Source organism: Aeromicrobium sp. Leaf289 (assembly GCF_001423335.1).
GTDB lineage: Bacteria > Actinomycetota > Actinomycetes > Propionibacteriales > Nocardioidaceae > Aeromicrobium.
In genome coordinates, this window is the sequence record NZ_LMNK01000004.1 from 315,209 (window position 1) to 331,980 (window position 16,772).

18 protein-coding genes are annotated in these 16,772 nt (G+C 72.5%); 8 read left to right on the forward strand and 10 right to left on the reverse strand.

Going from position 1 to position 16,772, the window contains the following annotated elements:
• Window positions 1–196: 196 nt before the first annotated feature.
• Genes ASF37_RS14040 through ASF37_RS14055 form a run of 4 tightly spaced genes read right to left on the reverse strand, consistent with a single transcriptional unit; the run spans window position 197 to window position 3,535 of the window.
• Window positions 197–787, reverse strand: a complete 591-nt coding sequence (locus ASF37_RS14040; RefSeq protein ID WP_055965930.1) for a hypothetical protein — start codon at window positions 785–787, stop codon at window positions 197–199.
• Window positions 788–847: 60 nt separating this feature from the next.
• Window positions 848–1,669: an iron uptake transporter permease EfeU gene (efeU, locus tag ASF37_RS14045; RefSeq protein ID WP_055965932.1), complete on the reverse strand. Its 822-nt coding sequence runs from the start codon at window positions 1,667–1,669 to the stop codon at window positions 848–850.
• A gap of 55 nt (window positions 1,670–1,724) precedes the next feature.
• Entirely contained in the window at window positions 1,725–2,960 is a 1,236-nt protein-coding gene (locus tag ASF37_RS14050; protein ID WP_055965935.1) for an HRDC domain-containing protein, read from the reverse strand.
• A complete protein-coding gene (locus ASF37_RS14055) occupies window positions 2,957–3,535 on the reverse strand; it encodes a DUF3000 domain-containing protein (RefSeq protein ID WP_055965937.1) in 579 nt (192 codons plus the stop codon). Before ASF37_RS14055 ends, ASF37_RS14050 begins: the two co-directional genes overlap by 4 nt.
• A 99-nt stretch (window positions 3,536–3,634) precedes the next feature.
• Between ASF37_RS14055 and hemE the strand changes: the two genes are divergently transcribed.
• Genes hemE through hemQ form a run of 3 tightly spaced genes read left to right on the forward strand, consistent with a single transcriptional unit; the run spans window position 3,635 to window position 6,739 of the window.
• A complete protein-coding gene (hemE, locus tag ASF37_RS14060; RefSeq protein ID WP_056581257.1) occupies window positions 3,635–4,684 on the forward strand; it encodes a uroporphyrinogen decarboxylase in 1,050 nt (349 codons plus the stop codon).
• The gene (gene hemG, locus ASF37_RS14065) at window positions 4,684–6,006 is read left to right on the forward strand and encodes a protoporphyrinogen oxidase (protein WP_056555728.1); all 1,323 of its coding nucleotides are present in this window, start codon (window positions 4,684–4,686) and stop codon (window positions 6,004–6,006) included. The genes hemE and hemG overlap by 1 nt, the downstream gene beginning before the upstream one ends.
• 22 nt (window positions 6,007–6,028) lie before the next feature.
• A complete protein-coding gene (gene hemQ / locus ASF37_RS14070) occupies window positions 6,029–6,739 on the forward strand; it encodes a hydrogen peroxide-dependent heme synthase (protein WP_055965944.1) in 711 nt (236 codons plus the stop codon).
• A gap of 116 nt (window positions 6,740–6,855) precedes the next feature.
• Here the strand turns inward: hemQ and msrB are convergent, their stop codons facing one another.
• Window positions 6,856–7,278, reverse strand: coding sequence for a peptide-methionine (R)-S-oxide reductase MsrB (gene msrB, locus ASF37_RS14075; RefSeq protein WP_055965946.1), 423 nt, complete (start codon window positions 7,276–7,278; stop codon window positions 6,856–6,858).
• Between the two features lie 64 nt (window positions 7,279–7,342).
• Here msrB and ASF37_RS14080 point away from each other — a divergent pair, with 64 nt between their 5' ends.
• Window positions 7,343–8,197 (forward strand): SGNH/GDSL hydrolase family protein, encoded by an 855-nt coding sequence (locus ASF37_RS14080; protein ID WP_235500008.1) that lies wholly within the window; start codon window positions 7,343–7,345, stop codon window positions 8,195–8,197.
• Here ASF37_RS14080 and ASF37_RS14085 read toward each other — a convergent pair.
• Window positions 8,172–8,822, reverse strand: a complete 651-nt coding sequence (locus ASF37_RS14085; RefSeq protein WP_056581261.1) for a dihydrofolate reductase family protein — start codon at window positions 8,820–8,822, stop codon at window positions 8,172–8,174. The two genes, ASF37_RS14080 and ASF37_RS14085, sit on opposite strands and share 26 nt — an antisense overlap.
• A 27-nt stretch (window positions 8,823–8,849) precedes the next feature.
• Between ASF37_RS14085 and ASF37_RS14090 the strand changes: the two genes are divergently transcribed.
• Window positions 8,850–9,677, forward strand: a complete 828-nt coding sequence (locus tag ASF37_RS14090) for a PPK2 family polyphosphate kinase (protein WP_056581265.1) — start codon at window positions 8,850–8,852, stop codon at window positions 9,675–9,677.
• 6 nt (window positions 9,678–9,683) lie between these two features.
• Here ASF37_RS14090 and ASF37_RS14095 read toward each other — a convergent pair whose 3' ends face one another.
• From ASF37_RS14095 to ASF37_RS14110, 4 genes are all read right to left on the reverse strand, one after another.
• On the reverse strand, window positions 9,684–11,186 hold the full coding sequence (locus ASF37_RS14095) for a metallophosphoesterase (RefSeq protein WP_056581268.1): 1,503 nt from the start codon (window positions 11,184–11,186) through the stop codon (window positions 9,684–9,686).
• Window positions 11,187–11,253: 67 nt separating this feature from the next.
• Window positions 11,254–12,012, reverse strand: a complete 759-nt coding sequence (locus tag ASF37_RS14100; protein ID WP_055970569.1) for a sirohydrochlorin chelatase — start codon at window positions 12,010–12,012, stop codon at window positions 11,254–11,256.
• Window positions 12,013–12,190: 178 nt separating this feature from the next.
• Window positions 12,191–13,873 carry a nitrite/sulfite reductase gene (locus ASF37_RS14105; RefSeq protein ID WP_055970567.1) on the reverse strand — a complete coding sequence of 561 codons (1,683 nt, stop codon included), beginning with the start codon at window positions 13,871–13,873 and terminating at the stop codon, window positions 12,191–12,193.
• A 292-nt stretch (window positions 13,874–14,165) separates the two neighbouring features.
• Window positions 14,166–14,786 (reverse strand): hypothetical protein, encoded by a 621-nt coding sequence (locus ASF37_RS14110; protein WP_156368089.1) that lies wholly within the window; start codon window positions 14,784–14,786, stop codon window positions 14,166–14,168.
• Between the two features lie 133 nt (window positions 14,787–14,919).
• Between ASF37_RS14110 and ASF37_RS14115 the strand changes: the two genes are divergently transcribed.
• Genes ASF37_RS14115 through ASF37_RS14125 form a run of 3 tightly spaced genes read left to right on the forward strand, consistent with a single transcriptional unit; the run spans window position 14,920 to window position 16,732 of the window.
• On the forward strand, window positions 14,920–15,795 hold the full coding sequence (locus ASF37_RS14115; RefSeq protein WP_055970563.1) for a YihY/virulence factor BrkB family protein: 876 nt from the start codon (window positions 14,920–14,922) through the stop codon (window positions 15,793–15,795).
• Window positions 15,796–15,806: 11 nt separating this feature from the next.
• Complete coding sequence (locus ASF37_RS14120; protein ID WP_156368088.1) at window positions 15,807–16,208, forward strand: DUF4333 domain-containing protein; 402 nt, start codon at window positions 15,807–15,809, stop codon at window positions 16,206–16,208.
• A gap of 2 nt (window positions 16,209–16,210) precedes the next feature.
• Window positions 16,211–16,732: a hypothetical protein gene (locus ASF37_RS14125; RefSeq protein ID WP_055970558.1), complete on the forward strand. Its 522-nt coding sequence runs from the start codon at window positions 16,211–16,213 to the stop codon at window positions 16,730–16,732.
• Window positions 16,733–16,772: the final 40 nt, after the last annotated feature.

The window sequence follows — 16,772 nt, forward strand, 5'->3', positions numbered from 1 at the left end:
CGTCGGGGATGGGCCGAGGAGTGATGCGCCGGGCCGGGAAGCGCCTCACGGCGCGTGGCCGCTCGTAGCGGCTTCATTTGGGACCCGGGGCTTGCACCGACCCGGCGCGTGCACCAGCCTAACTCGCTCGCCGGCCCACACAAGCGACGAGCCGACCTGACCTCGTGACACATCCCACGCAGGGCTGCGGTGCCCGTCAGTGCAGGGAGCCGGACCGCTCCAGCGCCGCCGAACGGCGCAGGTGCTGGGCCATGTCGAGGAGCCGGGCCGCGCTGTGCGCATCGCCGTCGTCGAGCTGTCCGCGACCTACTCCCACGATATGGGCGAACGCGGCCGCCCGGTCGAGGACGACGTCGAGGTCGGTCACGACGATGCCGCGCACGACGGTGTCGACGAGCGCCACCACCTCGTCGGCGCCCGGGGGCTCGACGACGCCGGCGAGCACCTCGTGGACCGGGGCGAAGCCGCGGCCGGCGGCGAACTCCGCGGCGGCCTGCCGTGGCTGGCGGTGCACCCACTCACGCAGCAGGTACAACCGCCACAGGGCTCCCGAGAGCGTGTCGGGCGCGGCGTGCGACCAGAGCTCGGCGATGACGCCGAGTCCCTCGGCGTCGGAGAGGTGCAGCACCCGGTCCACCAGCTCGCGGTCGTCGCGGTCCAGCGGGCCGCGCACCAGCAGGTGCGCGATGCGGTGACCGGCAGCAGCCACCTCGGCGGGATCGGTGTCGTGCGCGAGCGCCTCGAACAGCTTCTGCCCCGGCAGGGACGGGCGATGGAAGTCGCTCATCGCGGACACCGGGCTGGCATGGGCACCACCGTATCCGCCGGGGCGTAGCCCGCCACCGGATCAGGCCGCCGAGCCGACCGTCGCCGCCGTGCGACGCGGACGCAGGTAGATCCACAGCACCGGGACCAGGTAAGCGACCCAGGCCACGACCTGCAGCACGGTGGGGTTCGGCTGGAAGTTGACGGTCCCCTTCAGCAGGGTCCCGTACCAGCTGTCGGGCGGGATGGTGCTGGACACGTCGAACGCGAGCGTGCCGAGACCGGGCAGGATGCCGGCCTCCTGCAGGTCGTGGATCCCGTAGGCCAGGACCCCGGCGGCGACCACGACCAGCAGCGCGCCGGTGACGGTGAAGAAGGTCGCCAGGTTGATGCGCACGGCTCCCCGGTAGATGAGGTAGCCGAGGCCCACCGCGACGAGGATGCCGCTGATCGCCCCGACGAACGGCTCCGCCGTGTAGCTGCCCGAGATGGTGGCCCAGATGATGGCGGCCGTCTCCAGGCCCTCGCGACCCACCGTCAGGAACGCCACCGTGGCGATCGCCAGGGGTCCGAGCTCGACGGCGGTGGCGAGCTCTCCCTCGAGTTCGCGCTTGAGCCCCCGTGCGGTGCGCCGCATCCAGAAGATCATCCACGTGACCAGCGCTGCGGCCAGGATCGACAGCGTTCCGCCGACGGCCTCCTGCCAGACGAAGGGCAGCTGCTCGAACACGAGCGTGACGACCGTGAACACCACGACCACGAGCGCGATGGCGCCCCCGACGCCGAGCCAGATGTACCGGGCGTCGTGGCGACGGTCGGTCCGCACGAGGTAGGCCAGCAGGATGCTGACGACGAGGCTGGCCTCGAGTCCCTCGCGCAGGCCGATCAGGAAGTTGGCGAGCACAACGACATGCTACTCAGGTTCGCCTTGCCTGACAGGGCTGCGCCTGTGAGATCGCCTACGGCTGCAGGGCGGCGGCCAGGTCGGTCGCGACGAGCTCGACCTGCCACGGGCGGGCGCCGGCCTCGGCCAGCGCATCGCCGACGTGGGCGACGTCGGGGGTGCTCGGGGGCTCCCAGGCCAGGGCGCGGACCAGCCCGGGGGAGATGAGGTTCTCGGTCGGCAGGTCGTTCTGCTCGGCGATGCGCGCGACGGCCTCGCGGGCGGCGGCCAGGCGTGCCGCGGCCTCGGGGTGCTTGTCGGCCCAGGCGCGCGGCGGAGGCGGTCCCTCGCGGTTCGGCGTGGAGTGTGGCAGCTCGTCCTCCGCCAGGGCCAGACCCTCCTCGACGGCGTCGAGCCACTCCTGGACGAAGCGGCGCGGACCGCGCGAGCGCATGACCGAGAGCTGGCGGAGCGCGGAGGCGTCGCGCGGTGCCTCGCGGGCGATCTCGAGGATCGAGGCATCGGGCAGGATGCGGCCCGGGGTGGTGTCGCGCTGCTCGGCGATGCGGTCGCGCGCCTCCCAGATCGCTCGGACGAGACCCAGGGTGCGTCGACCACGGGCGCGGTGGATGCCGGAGGTGCGACGCCAGCGCTCCTCGCGCTGAGGTGCACCGGTGAACGACAGCAGGGCCTCGAAGTCCTGGGCGGCCCACTCCCGCTTGCCGGTCCTCTCGAGGTCGGCCTCGATCAGGTTGCGCAGCTCGATCAGCACCTCGACGTCGAGCGCCGCGTACTCGAGCCACGGCTCGGGCAGCGGGCGGGTGGACCAGTCGGCCGCGGAGTGCTCCTTGGCCAGGCTGAGTCCGAGGTAGTGCTCCACGAGCGAGGCCAGCCCGACCCGAGGCAGGTTCAGCAACCGCCCGGCGAGCTCGGTGTCGAACAGCGCGGTGGGACGCAGGCCGATCTCGGCCAGGCACGGAAGGTCCTGGGTGGCGGCGTGCAGGATCCACTCCGCGTCACCGATCGCCTCGTCGAGGTCGGTGAGGTCGTCGAACGCGATCGGGTCGACGAGACCGGTGCCGCTGCCGTCGCGTCGCACCTGGACCAGGTAGGCGCGCTGGGAGTAGCGGTAGCCGGAGGCGCGCTCGGCGTCGAGGGCGACGGGCCCGGAGCCGAGGGAGACCCGGGCGCAGTAGTTGACGTAGTCGTCGACGGTGTCGATGACCGGAGGGAGCGGATCACGCAGCTGCAGGCGCGGCAGCGGGGGAGCGACCTCCTCGCTCCCGGGCGTGTCCGACGCGGACGAGCTCAACGACGTCCTCGACGTCGCTGCAGCGGGACCACCCCGGGGCTCAGCGGGGGAAGCCCGGCGAGGGTGCACAGCAGCTCGGACCAGGCCGCGACGTGGGCGCCGACCTCGGAGGTGGGCGTCCACGACGCGCGCACCTCGACCTGGGCGGACCCGGCGTCGTCGGCCATCTCGCCGAACGTCTCGGTGGTGACGACCGTGACGCTCCCGCTGGCCGCCGTGTGCGTGCCGCCGTGGGTCGCGAGCGCGTCGACCAGCCAGCTCCAGCCGACGCTGGCCAGGGCGGGGTCGGCGGCCATCTCGGCCTCGACCTCGGCGCGGGCGAAGGTGACGCAGCGGAACTCGCCGTTCCAGGCGTCGTTGCCCGCGGGGTCGTGGAGCAGGATGAAGCGCCCGGTGGCGACGTCGTCGCCGGCGACCTCCACGTCGCCGCTGAGCGCGTGGGCGTGCGGGGCGATGCGCTGCGGTGCCGGGATCTCGTCGATCGCGACCTCCGGGCGCAAGGGTGCGGCGTGCAGCTGCTCCAGGGCAGCCAGGAACGCTGGAGGAGTGTGATCGATCTCGCTGCGGACGCCCACAGGCCGATCGTAGGCACTCCGGGCCGCGTCGGGGTCCCGACACGCAGGGCCCGGCACCGCGGCTGCACCCTTCGGCCCTGTCCCTGCGAGAATCGGCCGGTGAGCACCTCCCCCTCCGACATCACCGCCGACAGCGACTTCCTGCGCGCCTGCCGTGGCGAGCCCACGAGCCGCGTCCCCGTGTGGTTCATGCGTCAGGCGGGCCGGCACCTGCCCGAGTACCTGAGGATCCGCGAGGGCGTGGCCATGCTCGACTCGTGCTTCTCGACCGACCTGGTCGTGGAGATCACGATGCAGCCGGTGCGGCGCTACGGCGTCGACGCCGCGATCTTCTTCTCCGACATCGTCGTGCCGTTGAAGGCCATCGGCGTCGACCTCGACATCGTCCCCGGGACGGGGCCGGTCATCGCCGACCCGATCCGCCGCCGGGGTCAGCTCGAGCAGCTGCGCCGGCTCGAGCCCGACGACGTCGAGAGCATCGCGGCCGCGGCCCGCGCCCTCGTCGGCGAGCTGGGCGCGACGCCGCTCATCGGCTTCGCCGGGGCGCCCTTCACGCTGGCGTCCTACCTCGTCGAGGGCGGGCCCTCGCGCGACCACCGCATCACCAAGCAGCTGATGTACTCCCAGACCGGCCTGTGGAACGACCTGCTGGAGCGGCTGTCCCACATCGCGGCGGACTTCCTGCGGATCCAGGTGGAGGCCGGCGCGTCGGCCGTGCAGCTGTTCGACTCGTGGGCCGGGACGCTCTCGCCGTCGGACTACGAGACCTACGTGGCGCCCCACTCGCGCCGGGTGCTGGAGTCCGTGGCCGACCTCGGCGTGCCGCGCATCCACTTCGGTGTCGGCACGGGCGAGCTGCTCGACCAGATGGGTGACGTCGGCGCCGACGTCGTGGGCGTGGACTGGCGGGTTCCGCTCGACCGCGCCATCGAGAAGGTCGGCCCGGGCCGGTCGGTGCAGGGGAACCTGGACCCGACGCTGCTGTTCGCGCCGGCCGACGTGCTGCACACGAAGGCCGCGGCGGCCATCGAGCGCGGGCGCAGCGCCCGTGGCCACGTCTTCAACCTGGGGCACGGGGTGCTGCCGCAGACCGACCCCGACGCCGTGAAGGGCCTGGTGGACTTCGTGCACGGGTACGAGCGGGTCTGATGCGCGTCGCGGTGGTGGGCGCCGGCATCGCCGGGCTGACGGCGGCGCTCGACCTGGTCGAGGCCGGGTGCGACGTCGTCGTGCTCGAGGGATCGGACCGGATCGGCGGGAAGCTGCACGTCGACCGGGTGGGCGACCTGCGGGTCGACGTCGGGGCCGAGTCGCTGCTCGCGCGACGTCCCGAGGCCGTCGACCTCGCGACACGGGTGGGCGCCGAGCTCACCCACCCCGCGACCACGTCGGCGTCGATCTGGACCCGGGGGGCCCTGCGGCCCCTGCCGCCGACCGTCATGGGCGTCCCGGCGGACCTCGACGCCCTCGAGGCCTCGGGCATCGTCGCCGAGCGGCCCGTCGGGCACGCCCTTCCCGTGCCCGAGGACGACGTCTCGGTGACCGCCTTCCTGGAGCCGCGTCTCGGCCGGGAGGTCGTGGACCGGATGGTCGAGCCGCTCCTCGGTGGGGTCTACGCCGGGCACGCCGACCGGCTCTCGCTGCGGGCGGCGGCGCCGCAGGTGCTGGCCCTCGGCGAGGACCCCCTCGCGGGCGCCGCTCGGACCCGGGCGGAGACCCGCACGCTGGAGACCCCGGTGTTCGCCGGGATCGTCGGCGGGGTCGGCACCCTGCCGCACCGCGTCGTCGAGCACGGCGGCCTCGACGTCCGGCTGCGGTCGACCGTCCGCGCGATCACCTCCGTCGACGGCGGCTGGGAGCTCCACGTCGGGCCGACGTCGGCCATCGAGACCCTGGCCTTCGACGCCGTCGTCGTGGCCGCACCCGCGCCGGCCGCTGCGCGCCTGCTCGCGGAGGCCGCGCCGCCGGCGGCGTTCTCCCTCGCGGCGATCGACTACGCCTCGATGGCCATCGCGACCTTCGTGCTCGACGGCCCCATCGACGTCGAGGGGTCCGGGTTCCTCGTGCCGCCGATCGACGGCACGGTCGTGAAGGGCTCCACCATCTCGACCCACAAGTGGGCCTGGCTGGCCGAGGTCGCCGGGGACCGCACGGTCGTGCGGGCGTCGATCGGCCGCGCGGGCGACACGGGGGTGCTCCACCAGGACGACGAGCAGGTCGCCCACCTGGCGCTGACCGACCTCGCTGCGGCCTACGGGTCGCTCCCGTCCGTGCAGTCCGCCCACGTGCAGCGCTGGGGCGGCGGGCTCCCGCAGTACGACGTCGGCCACCTGTCGCGGGTGGCGACCGTCGAGGCCGCGGTGGCCCGGGTCGACGGCCTCGAGGTCTGCGGAGCGGCCTACCGCGGCGTCGGGGTGCCCGCCGTGATCGGGTCGGCACGAGAGGCCGCAGCCCGCCTCCTCGCCCGGTAGACGAGCGGGGGAGGATGGTGCCATGAGCGATCGTCTGCCGAACCAGGGAAAGCTGGCCAAGGAGATCAACGAGACCATCCGCTACACGATGTGGTCGGTCTTCAGGCTCGAGCGGGTGCTCGGCGACGCCGACCGTGCCGCCGAGGCGGCGGAGGTCGACGCGCTGGTCGAGCGTCTCGCCGGTGACGACGTGGTGGTCCGTGGCTTCTACGACGTGAGCGGCATGCGTGCCGACGCCGACCTGATGGTCTGGTGGCACGCCGAGACCGCCGAGGCGCTCCAGGCCGCGTACAACGCCTTCCGGCGGACCGCCCTCGGCTCGCGCATGGCGCCGGTGTGGTCCCAGACCGCGCTGCACCGCCCGGCCGAGTTCAACAAGTCGCACGTGCCCGCCTTCATGGCCGACGAGACGGTCCGCGACTGGGTGTGCGTGTACCCGTTCGTGCGGTCCTACGAGTGGTACCTGCTCCCCGACGAGGAGCGCCGCGCGATGCTGAAGGAGCACGGCATGCAGGCCCGCCCGTACCCCGACGTGCGCGCCAACACGGTGGCCTCGTTCGCGCTGGGCGACTACGAGTGGCTCCTGGCGTTCGAGGCCGACGACCTGCACCGCATCGTCGACCTCATGCGCGACCTGCGCGCCAGCACCGCCCGCCGCCACGTCCGCGAGGAGATCCCCTTCTACACCGGCCGTCGCCACGACCCTGCCGACCTCACGGCCCTCTGGCCCTGACCCGTGATCGTGATTCCCATCAGCTGATGGGAATCACGAGCCCACCACGGTCTTCACCCACTCACCATCGCGTGCACGCCAGGGTGAGTGGGTGAGAACCAGGGTGAGCGAGCAGATCAGTCGGGGACCTGGGTCAGGCTGATGCCGTTGATGCAGAAGCGCTGGTCGGTCGGGGTGGGGAAGCCCTCGCCCTCGAACACGTGGCCGAGGTGCGAGCCGCAGCTCGCGCAGCGGACCTCGACGCGGCGCATGCCCATCGAGCGGTCCTCGATGTACTGCACGCGGTCCTCGGCCAGGGGCGCGTAGAACGCCGGCCAGCCGCAGTGCGCGTCGAACTTGGTGTCGCTGCGGAAGAGCTCGGAGCCGCACGCCCGACAGGCGTACGCCGCCTTCGTCGTGTCGGTCTCGAAGGAGGAGCTGAAGGGCCGCTCGGTGCCCGCCTCGCGGAGCACGTGGTACTCGGCGGCGCTGAGCTCGGCGCGCCACTCCTCGTCGGACTTCTCGACGTCGTAGCTGTTCTGTTCCACCTGGTCGGACATGTCTCCAGCCTACGTTCAGGTGCAAGTGTCCACGCGTTCACGAGCGTGTGGGAGGAACGACCCTGTGGACGTGCGACGCGTGGTGACGACCGGACTGCTGGTGACGACGACGGCCACCGTGGCGGCTGCACTCGGTGCCCGTGCGGTGCTGCAGCACCAGGCGGCGGCGGCGCGCGCGGCCATCGGCAAGCCCCTGGGCGAGGACGCGCCGCGCGCCGACCGGGTCTTCAAGAAGCGGCTCGGCGCCACGATCGACCTGCTGGTCCTCGGCGACTCGATCGCAGCCGGGCTGGGTGCCGACGGACCGCGGGGCACCCTGGGGGCGCGGCTGGCGCGTCAGGTCGCCAAGCGGACGGACCGTGCGGTGCGCCTGCGCACGGCCGCCGTGGTCGGGTCCGAGAGCAGCATGCTGGACGCGCAGCTGGCCACCCTTCCGCTCGACTACGTCCCCGACGTCGCGATCGTCGTGGTGGGCGGCAACGACGTGACGCACCGGGTGCCGGTGGCGGAGTCGGTCGGGCACCTCGAGAAGTGCGTCGTGGCCCTGCGGGCGAAGGGCAGCGCCGTCGTGGTGGGGACGTGCCCGGACCTCGGCGCACTGACCCCGGTGCCGCAGCCGCTGCGCGCGCTCGGGGCACGCGCGTCACGCCAGCTGGCCTCGGCCCAGCGCGAGGTGGCCCTGCGGCACGGCGCCTACGTGGTGTCGCTGGCCGACGTCGTCGGTCCGTTCTTCGTCACGAACCCGGACGAGATGTTCAGCCTCGACCGGTTCCACCCCAGCTCGCTGGGCTACAAGCGCACGGCGAAGGCGATGCTGCCGTCGGTGCTGGCAGCGCTGGGCGAGCACGACGAGGTGCCCTTCGGCCACGCCTGGCCGGTCCTCGTCGATCCGGTCAGCGGTCGCGCACCCACCGGGTGAGCAGGGTCCCTTCGACGTCGAGCGCGTGCGCGAGGCGGAGGGGCACGTCGGTCGTCTCGTCCCCGACGGAGATCCGTCGGCCCTCACCGGCCACGAGCACGGGCGAGAGCGTCAGGCACAGCTCGTCCACGAGGTCCAGGGTGGTCAACGTGCCGAGCAGGGACGGCCCGCCCTCGCACAGCACGCGCCGAAGTCCGCGCCGGCCGAGCTCGTCCAGCACCGCGGGCCAGTCGATGTCCGCGTCACCGGTCGTGAGCACCTCGACGCCGGCCGCCTCGAGCGCGTCGACCTTCTGCCCGTCGACGTCGGCCGGTGCCACGACGAGGACCCCGGGCACGCGCAGACGCTCGGGGACGTCGAGGCTGCGGCTCACCAGGGCCAGCACGCCGTCCTCGATCGGGCCGTAGTCCTCGGCGCGCGCCGTGCCGGCGGACACGAGGACGACGTCGCAGAGGTCGCGCAGGAGGTCGAAGGCGGCCTGGTCGGCGTCGGTCCCGAGCATGCCGGAGACGCCGTCCGGGCCCTGGGCCGAACCGTCCACGCTCGACACGAAGTTCACGCGGACCCAGGCCCGGTCGACGTCGGGGTAGGCGTAGAGCGCGGGGTCGATCGTCGGCAGGGCCATGACGCACAGCCTAGGTACGGTGACGCCATGACGCAGACCCTGAGCAGCACGCTGTCGGGCACCACCTCCCTCGCCGACGTCGACTCCAGGTCGACACCCGGCTTCGACGGTGCGAAGGACGACGCCCTCGAGGCCCTCGCTGCACTGGGCCCCGAGCTGGCCGACCTGCAGGAGCGGCTCCACGCCGAGGGCGCCACCGGGGGTGAGCGGTCCGTCCTGCTCGTCCTCCAGGGGATGGACACCTCGGGCAAGGGAGGCGTCATCGAGAAGGTGGTCGGGCTGGTGAGTCCGCTCGGCGTGCGCATCGCCTCGTTCAAGAGACCCACCGAGGAGGAGCTGGCGCACGACTTCCTCTGGCGGATCGAGCAGCAGCTCCCGGCCGGCGGCGTGCTGGGCGTGTTCGACCGGTCGCACTACGAGGACGTCCTGATCGGTCGGGTCCGGTCGCTCGCGGACGCCGACGAGATCGAACGGCGCTACGACGCCATCAACGACTTCGAGCGTCGCTACGTCGACGCCGGGGGCACGCTCCTGAAGTGCCTGCTGCACATCAGCCCGGAGGACCAGGCGGAGCGCCTGGCTGCGCGCCTGGACGATCCCACCAAGCACTGGAAGTTCAACCCGGGCGACATGGACGAGCGTGAGCTCTGGGACGAGTACCAGGCCGCGTACGACCTGGTGCTCCAGCGGACGTCCACGGAGCACGCGCCGTGGCACGTCGTGCCCAGCGGCCGCAAGTGGTACCGGAACTGGGCCGTCGGCACGCTGCTGCTGGAGCACCTGCGCGGCCTCGACCCGCAGTGGCCGAAGGCCGACTACGACGTCGACGAGCAGAAGCGACGTCTCGGGGTCTGACCTCCCTCAGCCGGTCTGCGGTGAGGGTGGCGTCGAAGGTGAGGTCGGGTGTGCCGCGGTAGTTGAGGTGGACGCTGGCGGCGAGGGTGTTGGTGCCGGTGCGGAGGGCGCTGGCGGGGATGGTGACGGTGACGGGTGCGGCGAGGGCTGCGCTGGTGCGGGGTGCGGCGGTGGCGTAGGTGTCGCGGCCGAGGGTGCCGGTGGGCAGGTTCTTGCGGGTGAGCTCGGTGCCGTTGAGGTAGAGGGCGATCCCGTCGTCGGCTCGGGTGGTGAGGGTGATGTCGGAGAGCGTGGTGGGGTCGTCGATGGTGAAGGTGCGGCGGAGCTGGGCGCTGCGGGGGCGGTTGGTGGTGGGGGCGGGGACGTCGTGCCGAAGCCGAGGACGGCGTTGCCGGTGCGCCAGGTGGAGGCGTCGAAGCCGGGGGTGTTCCAGGTGGTGGGCAGGGTGGTGTTGTCGTAGCGGTAGGTCCACGACGACCCGGCACCGACCAAGGTCGTCGGTGTCGTCATCGGGGGCGGGGTGGTGCCGCTCGTCATGTCGTAGGCGAGGGTGAAGGCGCTGTCGGCGTCGGTCTCGTAGCGGGCGAGCGTGGGGGAGTAGGTGGCGGCCGTGATCGTGTCGGCCGCCGGGTCGAACCGGTAGGTGCGCAGCCAGCCGTCGCCACCGTTGGGGCGGTCCTGGTAGTCGGACAGGATCTGCTGCACCGGGCGGCCGCAGGCGTTGGCGTCGGCGCGGCGGGCCTCGGTGCGGTCGGGCCCGTCGTGCCAGTGGCCGTTGACGACCAGGAAGATCTGGCAGCTCGGCTGCACGAGCTCGTCCCATACCTGCTGCGGCGTGTTGGCGCCGGCGTCGGTGCGGGTGGTCGTGGTGGAACGACCGCCGGCGGTGTGGATGAACGAGTGGGTGGACAAGATCACCCGGTGCTCCGGGTGCGCGGCGAGCACGCCTCGCGCCCAGGCCAGGACGGCGTCGGTGGGGTCGTACTCGAGGCTGAGGAGCATGAAGTCCATGCCCGAGCGCTCGAACGTGACGGCGCTGTTCTTGTTGCCGCGGTAGCCCTCCACGTAGGTCGCGGCGGGTCCGTTCCAGGACGCACCGGTGTACCGCGAGGCCGGGAAGCTCGCGTCGTACCGTACGGCCTCGCCAGTGCTCACGTCCATGTCGTGGTTGCCGGGCAGCACCGCGCTGGGCACGCCGGCGTCGTCCAGCACCTTCATGGAGGTCGACGCCCGCGTCCACTGCTCGGGGATCGGGTGCGTCTCCACCAGGTCGCCCACCTGCGCCACGACCGCGACGTCGAGGTCGTCGGCCTGGTCGGCGATCCACTGCGTCTGCGCGGTGGCGGTGGCGGCGTAGGTGCTCGAGACGGTGTAGCCCTGAAGGTCGGGCAGGACCACGACGGTGAAGGAGGCGTCGGCCTCGGCGCCCGCGGCCGGCGGCGTCGCGCGTGGTGCGACCCCGACGAGCAGACCGCCCGCGAGCAGGAGCGACAGGAGCAGGGGGGTCACGCGCAGAGGGGTCCTCACGTCTGAGAGAGACGTGAGGACCCCGATCGTGACGCGGTGGGTGCAGCGACTACGTGAACAGCGCGTCGAACGACACCAGCTGGACGGCGCCCACGGCGTAGCGCGCCAGGATGACCTCGGCGATCTCCTCGTCGACGCCGAGCGGCTCGGCCACGGCCACGGCACCGGCCTCGTAGGCCAGCTCCTTGACGCGGTCGGGCAGGAAGCCCGGAGCCAGCATGAGCTGGCCGACCGCGATGTTGCGACGCCCGTCGGCCCGGTGGGCCCGGACGGCCTCGCCGGCGGCGGGAGGTGCGCTCGACGCGAACGCGGCGATCGTGGGGAGCTTGTGGTGGGCGCCCCACGCCCGGGCAGCGCGCGCGATGGTGGCGTTGGCGATGGCGTCGGAGGAGCCGGCGCCCGCGAGCACCAGTGCATCCAGCTCCCGGACCCGGTTCTCGCGCAGCACGTCGCGCAGCCGTCGGTCGAGCACGCGGAAGAACGCGGACTCGATGCCGAGCACGTCGGTCACCTGGATCCGGATCCCGTCGTGCCGCGCGCGAGCGGCCTCGGCGGCCTCGGGCACGTCGACCTTCGCGTGGTAGGCCTCCGTGAGCAGAAGGGGCACGAGGACGATCTCGCTGTGCCCCTCGGCCACGAGGCGGTCGACGACGCTGTCGAGGCTCGGCTCGGAGTGGTCGAGGAACGCCGTCGTGACGCGGAGGTCGGGACGCATGCACGACACGAGCTCCGTCAGGGCAGTGATGGTGGCGGCGGACCGCGGGTCGCGGCTGCCGTGCGCCAGGGCGATCAACGCTGGTGCAGTCATGCTGTCCTCCTTCCAGAGGGCTCGGTCGTGCTGGGTGGGGTGGGGGAGAGGATGCCGATGAAGCCGAGGCGGAAGGCCCGTTGACACGCTCGGCACTCCCACTCCCCGTGGGTCTCGCCGTGCGGCCGCAGGTCCTCGTCCGCGCAGTACGGGCAGTGGAACGGCGTGGCCCTGCCTGTCATCGCAGGACCTCCTCGTCGGCGCGGGCGACCCAGCGGGCGAAGGACTCGTCGCCGTCGCGCTGCTCGAGGTAGGTGCGCGAGAGCTTCTCGACGTAGTGGGGGAGCTGCTCGCCGGTGACCTTGTGGGCGCGGAGCTTGCGGCCGAACCCGGCCTCGAGCCCGAGGGCGCCGCCGAGGTGGACCTGGAAGCCCTCGACCTGCCGGCCCTGCTCGTCCAGGACGAGCTGGCCCTTCAGGCCGATGTCGGCGGTCTGGATGCGGGCGCAGGAGTTCGGGCAGCCGTTCACGTTGATCGTGATCGGCGAGTCGAGCTCGGGCACGCGCTGCTCCAGCTCGTCGACCAGGTCACGGGCACGCGCCTTGGTCTCGACGATGGCCAGCTTGCAGTACTCGATGCCCGTGCAGGCCATGGTGTTGCGGCGCCACTGCGAGGGCCGGGCGTACAGGCCGAGGGCGGCGAGGGCGTCCACGAGCGACTCGACGCGGTCCTCCTCGACGTCGAGCACGACGAGCTTCTGCATCGGCGTCGTGGCGACGCGGTCGGAGCCGTGCGCCTCGACCACGTCGGCCACCTGGTTGAGCAGCGTGCCGGAGATGCGACCGACCGTGGCCGCCACGCCCACGTAGTACCGGCCGTCCTTCTGGCGGTGCACGCCCACGTGGTCGACCGGGGTGGTGGGCACCTCGGGGGCCTCGAGGTCGACGAGGGAACGCTCGAGGTACTCGGTCTCGAGCACCTCGCGGAACTTCTCGATGCCCCAGTCGGCCACGAGGAACTTGAGCCGCGCACGCGAGCGCAGACGTCGGTATCCGTAGTCGCGGAAGATGCTGACGACGCCCTCCCACACCTCGGGCACCTCGTCGATCGGGACCCAGACGCCCACCCGCTGGGCGAGCATCGGGTTGGTCGAGAGCCCGCCACCGACCCAGAGGTCGAAGCCCGGGCCGTGCTCGGAGTGCTCGGCGCCGATGAAGGCGATGTCGTTGATCTGCGGGACCACGTCGTGCCCGGGGTGGCCGCTGATCGCGGACTTGAACTTGCGCGGGAGGTTGGAGAACGCGCGGTCGCCGATGTAGCGGCTCTCGATCGCCTCGATGGCCGGACGGCCGTCGATGATCTCGGCCTCGCTGATGCCGGCCACGGGGGAGCCGAGGATGACGCGGGGGCAGTCGCCGCACGCCTCCTGGGTGGAGAGTCCGACGGACTCCAGGCGCTCCCAGATCGTCGGCATGTCCCGGACGTCGATCCAGTGGTACTGCACGTTCTGACGGTCGGTCAGGTCGGCGGAGTCGCGGGCGAACTCCACGGAGATGTCGGCGATCGTCCGCAGCTGCCGGAGGTCCAGCTGGCCGCCGTCGACGCGGACGCGGAGCATGAAGTAGCGGTCGTCGAGCTCCTCCGGCTCGAGCGTCGCGGTCTTGCCGCCGTCGATGCCGGCCTTGCGCTGCGTGTAGAGGCCCCACCAGCGGAAGCGGCCCCGCAGGTCGCCGGGGTCGATGCTGTCGAATCCGCCGTGGGCGTAGATGTTCTCGATGCGGGCGCGCACGTTGAGCGGGTTGTCGTCCTTCTTGGACTGCTCGTTGGCGTTGAGGGGCTCGCGGTAGCCGAGCGCCCACTGGCCCTCACCACGGCGACGACGTGCCGTGCGTGCGGGGGGCGGGGTGGTGCTCGAAGTCATGAAGGTCCTCGGGGAGAGGACGCACGACGGTCGCGTCCGACGGACGGTGTCGTCGCGCGTCGCGGAAGGGTCAGCGGGCGCGCGGATCAGCGACAGATCATCGTGTGCGCGCGGCCGAGGTCCACGTGGAGACGCTCCACGAGCCAGACGGTCTGCGCGATCAACATGCGGACAGTCTGGTCAGGTCGTGGACGGGCCCACAACTGGAATGTCCATCATCTGGACCATGTGTCCAAAATATGGAACCCGGTGAGCGTTCCGCCTGGAACGGCAGGTGGATGCGTGACCTGAGTCACGCAGCGTGCGGGGACACCCAGGAGACCACGAAGGTGCCCAGCGCCGTCCCCACGAGCACCGCCGCGGCCACCACGAGAGCCACGGGCCAGGCGACGACCCCGGCGACGGCGAGCCCCAGCAGGGCGCCCGGGTGCGCCGCGGCCGCGAGTCCCACGCCCAGCACCGCCCCGGAGGTGACCGGCCCGGCGGCGGCCCAGGCCACGGCGCCGGTGTCGGCCGCCAACGTGGTCCACGCCAGGACGAGTCCGGCCACCAAGCCCAGCACCCCACCCGTGAGGAGGCCGGGCTCGTCCCACACGAGCGATCCTCCGGGCAGGTCGAGTGAGGTGACCGCAGCGCCTGCTGCCACGGCTCCGACCACCTGGGCGGCCAGCGTCGGCAGGACTCCGCCCACCGCGGCGCGGCCGACCAGGGTCAAGGAGACCAGCTGCGCCGGCCCGGTGAGGGCGAGACCCGAGGTCTCCGAGGTGTCGTGGAAGCCGGCCAGCCAGGCGGCGGCCACGGCGACGACCGCCACCGCGGCCACGGCCGTGGCCGGATCGGTGGCCCGCAGCGACCAGGCGGCGACCGCGGTCGTGAGGGCCGCCGTGACGGCAGCGACGGCGAGCGGCTTCACGCGCACGCCCCGGACGGGCGGGCGGCGCGGGCCCGTTCGACGCGGTTCCGATCGGCGCCGTCCCGATCGACGTGAGGGATCGCCTGGCGCGACGGTGCGCAGCGGAGGGGATGCATGTCGATACCGTAGGGCCATGGCGGCTGAACGGGTAGCACGCCCGGCGGCTGTCGACCTGCTGGCGCGGGTCACGGCACGCACCGTGTCGCGCTGCATCACCCACCGGGTCACCGGGCTCGCGGCCGAGGCCGCGTTCTTCGCGATCCTGTCGTTGCCGCCGCTCGTCTTCGGGCTCGCCGGCACGATCGGCTTCGTCGCGGAGCGTTACGACGTCGCGCAGGTCGACGTGCTCAAGGACCGCGTGCTCGACCTGTCGTCGCAGGCCCTGACCCAGGGCACCGTCGACCAGGTCATCGCGCCGACCCTGGACGAGGTGCTGAGCTCGGGCCGCATCGACGTGGTGTCCATCGGCTTCGTGCTGGCCCTGTGGTCGGGGTCGAGGGCGCTCAACGTCTTCCTCGACACGATCTCGATCCTCTACGGGCTCGGCGGGGTGCGCGGCATCGTCAAGACCCGCGCCCTGTCGTTCTCGCTGTACGTGGTGGCGCTGGCGCTCGCGATCATCGTGGTCCCGCTCGTCCTGGCCGGGCCGGAGGTGGCGGCCTCGATCGTGCCCTCCCAGCTGTCGGTGCTGGAGCCGCTGTACTGGCCGGCGGTGCTGCTCGTCTCCGTGGGGTTCCTCGCGTCGCTCTACCACCTGGCCGTCCCCGTGAAGGTGTCGTGGCGCTCCGGGCTGCCCGGGGCCTTCTTCACGATGGGCCTGTGGATCGGCGGCAGCCTGCTCGTCCGCTGGGCCCTGGGGTTCTCCACGGGCGGCACGTCGATCTACGGCCCGCTGGCAGCTCCGATCGCCGTGCTGCTGTGGTTGTACGTCCTGTCGATCGCGGTGCTCATCGGTGCTGCGATCAACGCCTCGCTCGACGAGCAACGCCACCCCCGCGTCGACCGCTAGGATCGGCGCCTGTGAAGGGTTTGCGGAAGGTGGCTGCGCTCGTCGTCGTGCTCCTGGGCGTGGCAGCGCTGCTGTTCGCCCTGCGGTCCTGCAGCAGCGACGACGACGCCGGTTCCGATCCCGAGTCGACCGCGTCGGCCGAGCCGACCGCGGCCCCGTCGCTGGCGCCGGCCAAGATGTCCACGACCAAGATCGAGCGGACCATCAAGGCGCGTCTGGACCAGAACGCAGGGCGCCCCACTCGCATCGAGTGCCCGGAGCGGGTGGCGCAGAAGATCGGTACCACCTTCGACTGCGAGGTGTTCTTCGACGACGAGCCGGACACGGCCGCGATCGCGACGGCCGCGGTCGAGATCGACGGCCCCGACGGCCACTACGTGTGGACGTCGACGCCGAAGTCGCAGGGGGAGTGACCATGTCCGGTGCACGCAAGGTGCTGCCGTGGCTCGTGCTCACGGTGCTTGTCCTGGCCGGCGGCGTCTTCGGGCTGCGGTCGTGGGTCGGCACCGACGCGGCGTCGGACGACTCCGCCTCGCCCGGTGTGGTGAGCGAGTCGGTCGCGCCGACCCCGTCGGCCGGCCTCTCGGCCTCGCCCACGACGGAGCCGACCCCCAGCGAGACCCCGTCGGCCACGCCGACACCGACGCGGACCACCGCGGCTCCGCGAGCCACGTCCGCTCCGCGTCGCACCGCGGCCCCGGCGCCCCGCACCACCCGGGCCACCGGCGCCGTCGTGGCTCGCATCAGGTCCTCGCTCGACGCCAAGGGCGAGCCGACGTCGGTCTGGTGCCCGCCTCGGGTGTCCGCGGCCGTGGGGACCACCTTCACCTGCACCGTGGCCTACGCGTCCGCCCCGGCCACGGTCATCGCCGACGCGACCGTGCGGATCACCTCCCGCCAGGGTCAGTTCACCTGGCGGTCGAGCTCGCGGTCCTGACCGACGCCGCGCCGTCCTCGGCGCGTCCTCGGCGAAGCTG

Coding starts and splice junctions, on each gene's coding strand:
- ASF37_RS14040 (WP_055965930.1), bottom strand. CDS start 787: ATGAGCGACTTCCATCGCCCGTCCCTGCCGGGGCAGAAGCTGTTCGAG.
- hemG (WP_056555728.1), top strand. CDS start 4,684: ATGCGCGTCGCGGTGGTGGGCGCCGGCATCGCCGGGCTGACGGCGGCG.
- hemQ (WP_055965944.1), top strand. CDS start 6,029: ATGAGCGATCGTCTGCCGAACCAGGGAAAGCTGGCCAAGGAGATCAAC.
- msrB (WP_055965946.1), bottom strand. CDS start 7,278: ATGTCCGACCAGGTGGAACAGAACAGCTACGACGTCGAGAAGTCCGAC.
- ASF37_RS14085 (WP_056581261.1), bottom strand. CDS start 8,822: ATGGCCCTGCCGACGATCGACCCCGCGCTCTACGCCTACCCCGACGTC.
- ASF37_RS14090 (WP_056581265.1), top strand. CDS start 8,850: ATGACGCAGACCCTGAGCAGCACGCTGTCGGGCACCACCTCCCTCGCC.
- ASF37_RS14100 (WP_055970569.1), bottom strand. CDS start 12,012: ATGACTGCACCAGCGTTGATCGCCCTGGCGCACGGCAGCCGCGACCCG.
- ASF37_RS14105 (WP_055970567.1), bottom strand. CDS start 13,873: ATGACTTCGAGCACCACCCCGCCCCCCGCACGCACGGCACGTCGTCGC.
- ASF37_RS14115 (WP_055970563.1), top strand. CDS start 14,920: ATGGCGGCTGAACGGGTAGCACGCCCGGCGGCTGTCGACCTGCTGGCG.
- ASF37_RS14125 (WP_055970558.1), top strand. CDS start 16,211: ATGTCCGGTGCACGCAAGGTGCTGCCGTGGCTCGTGCTCACGGTGCTT.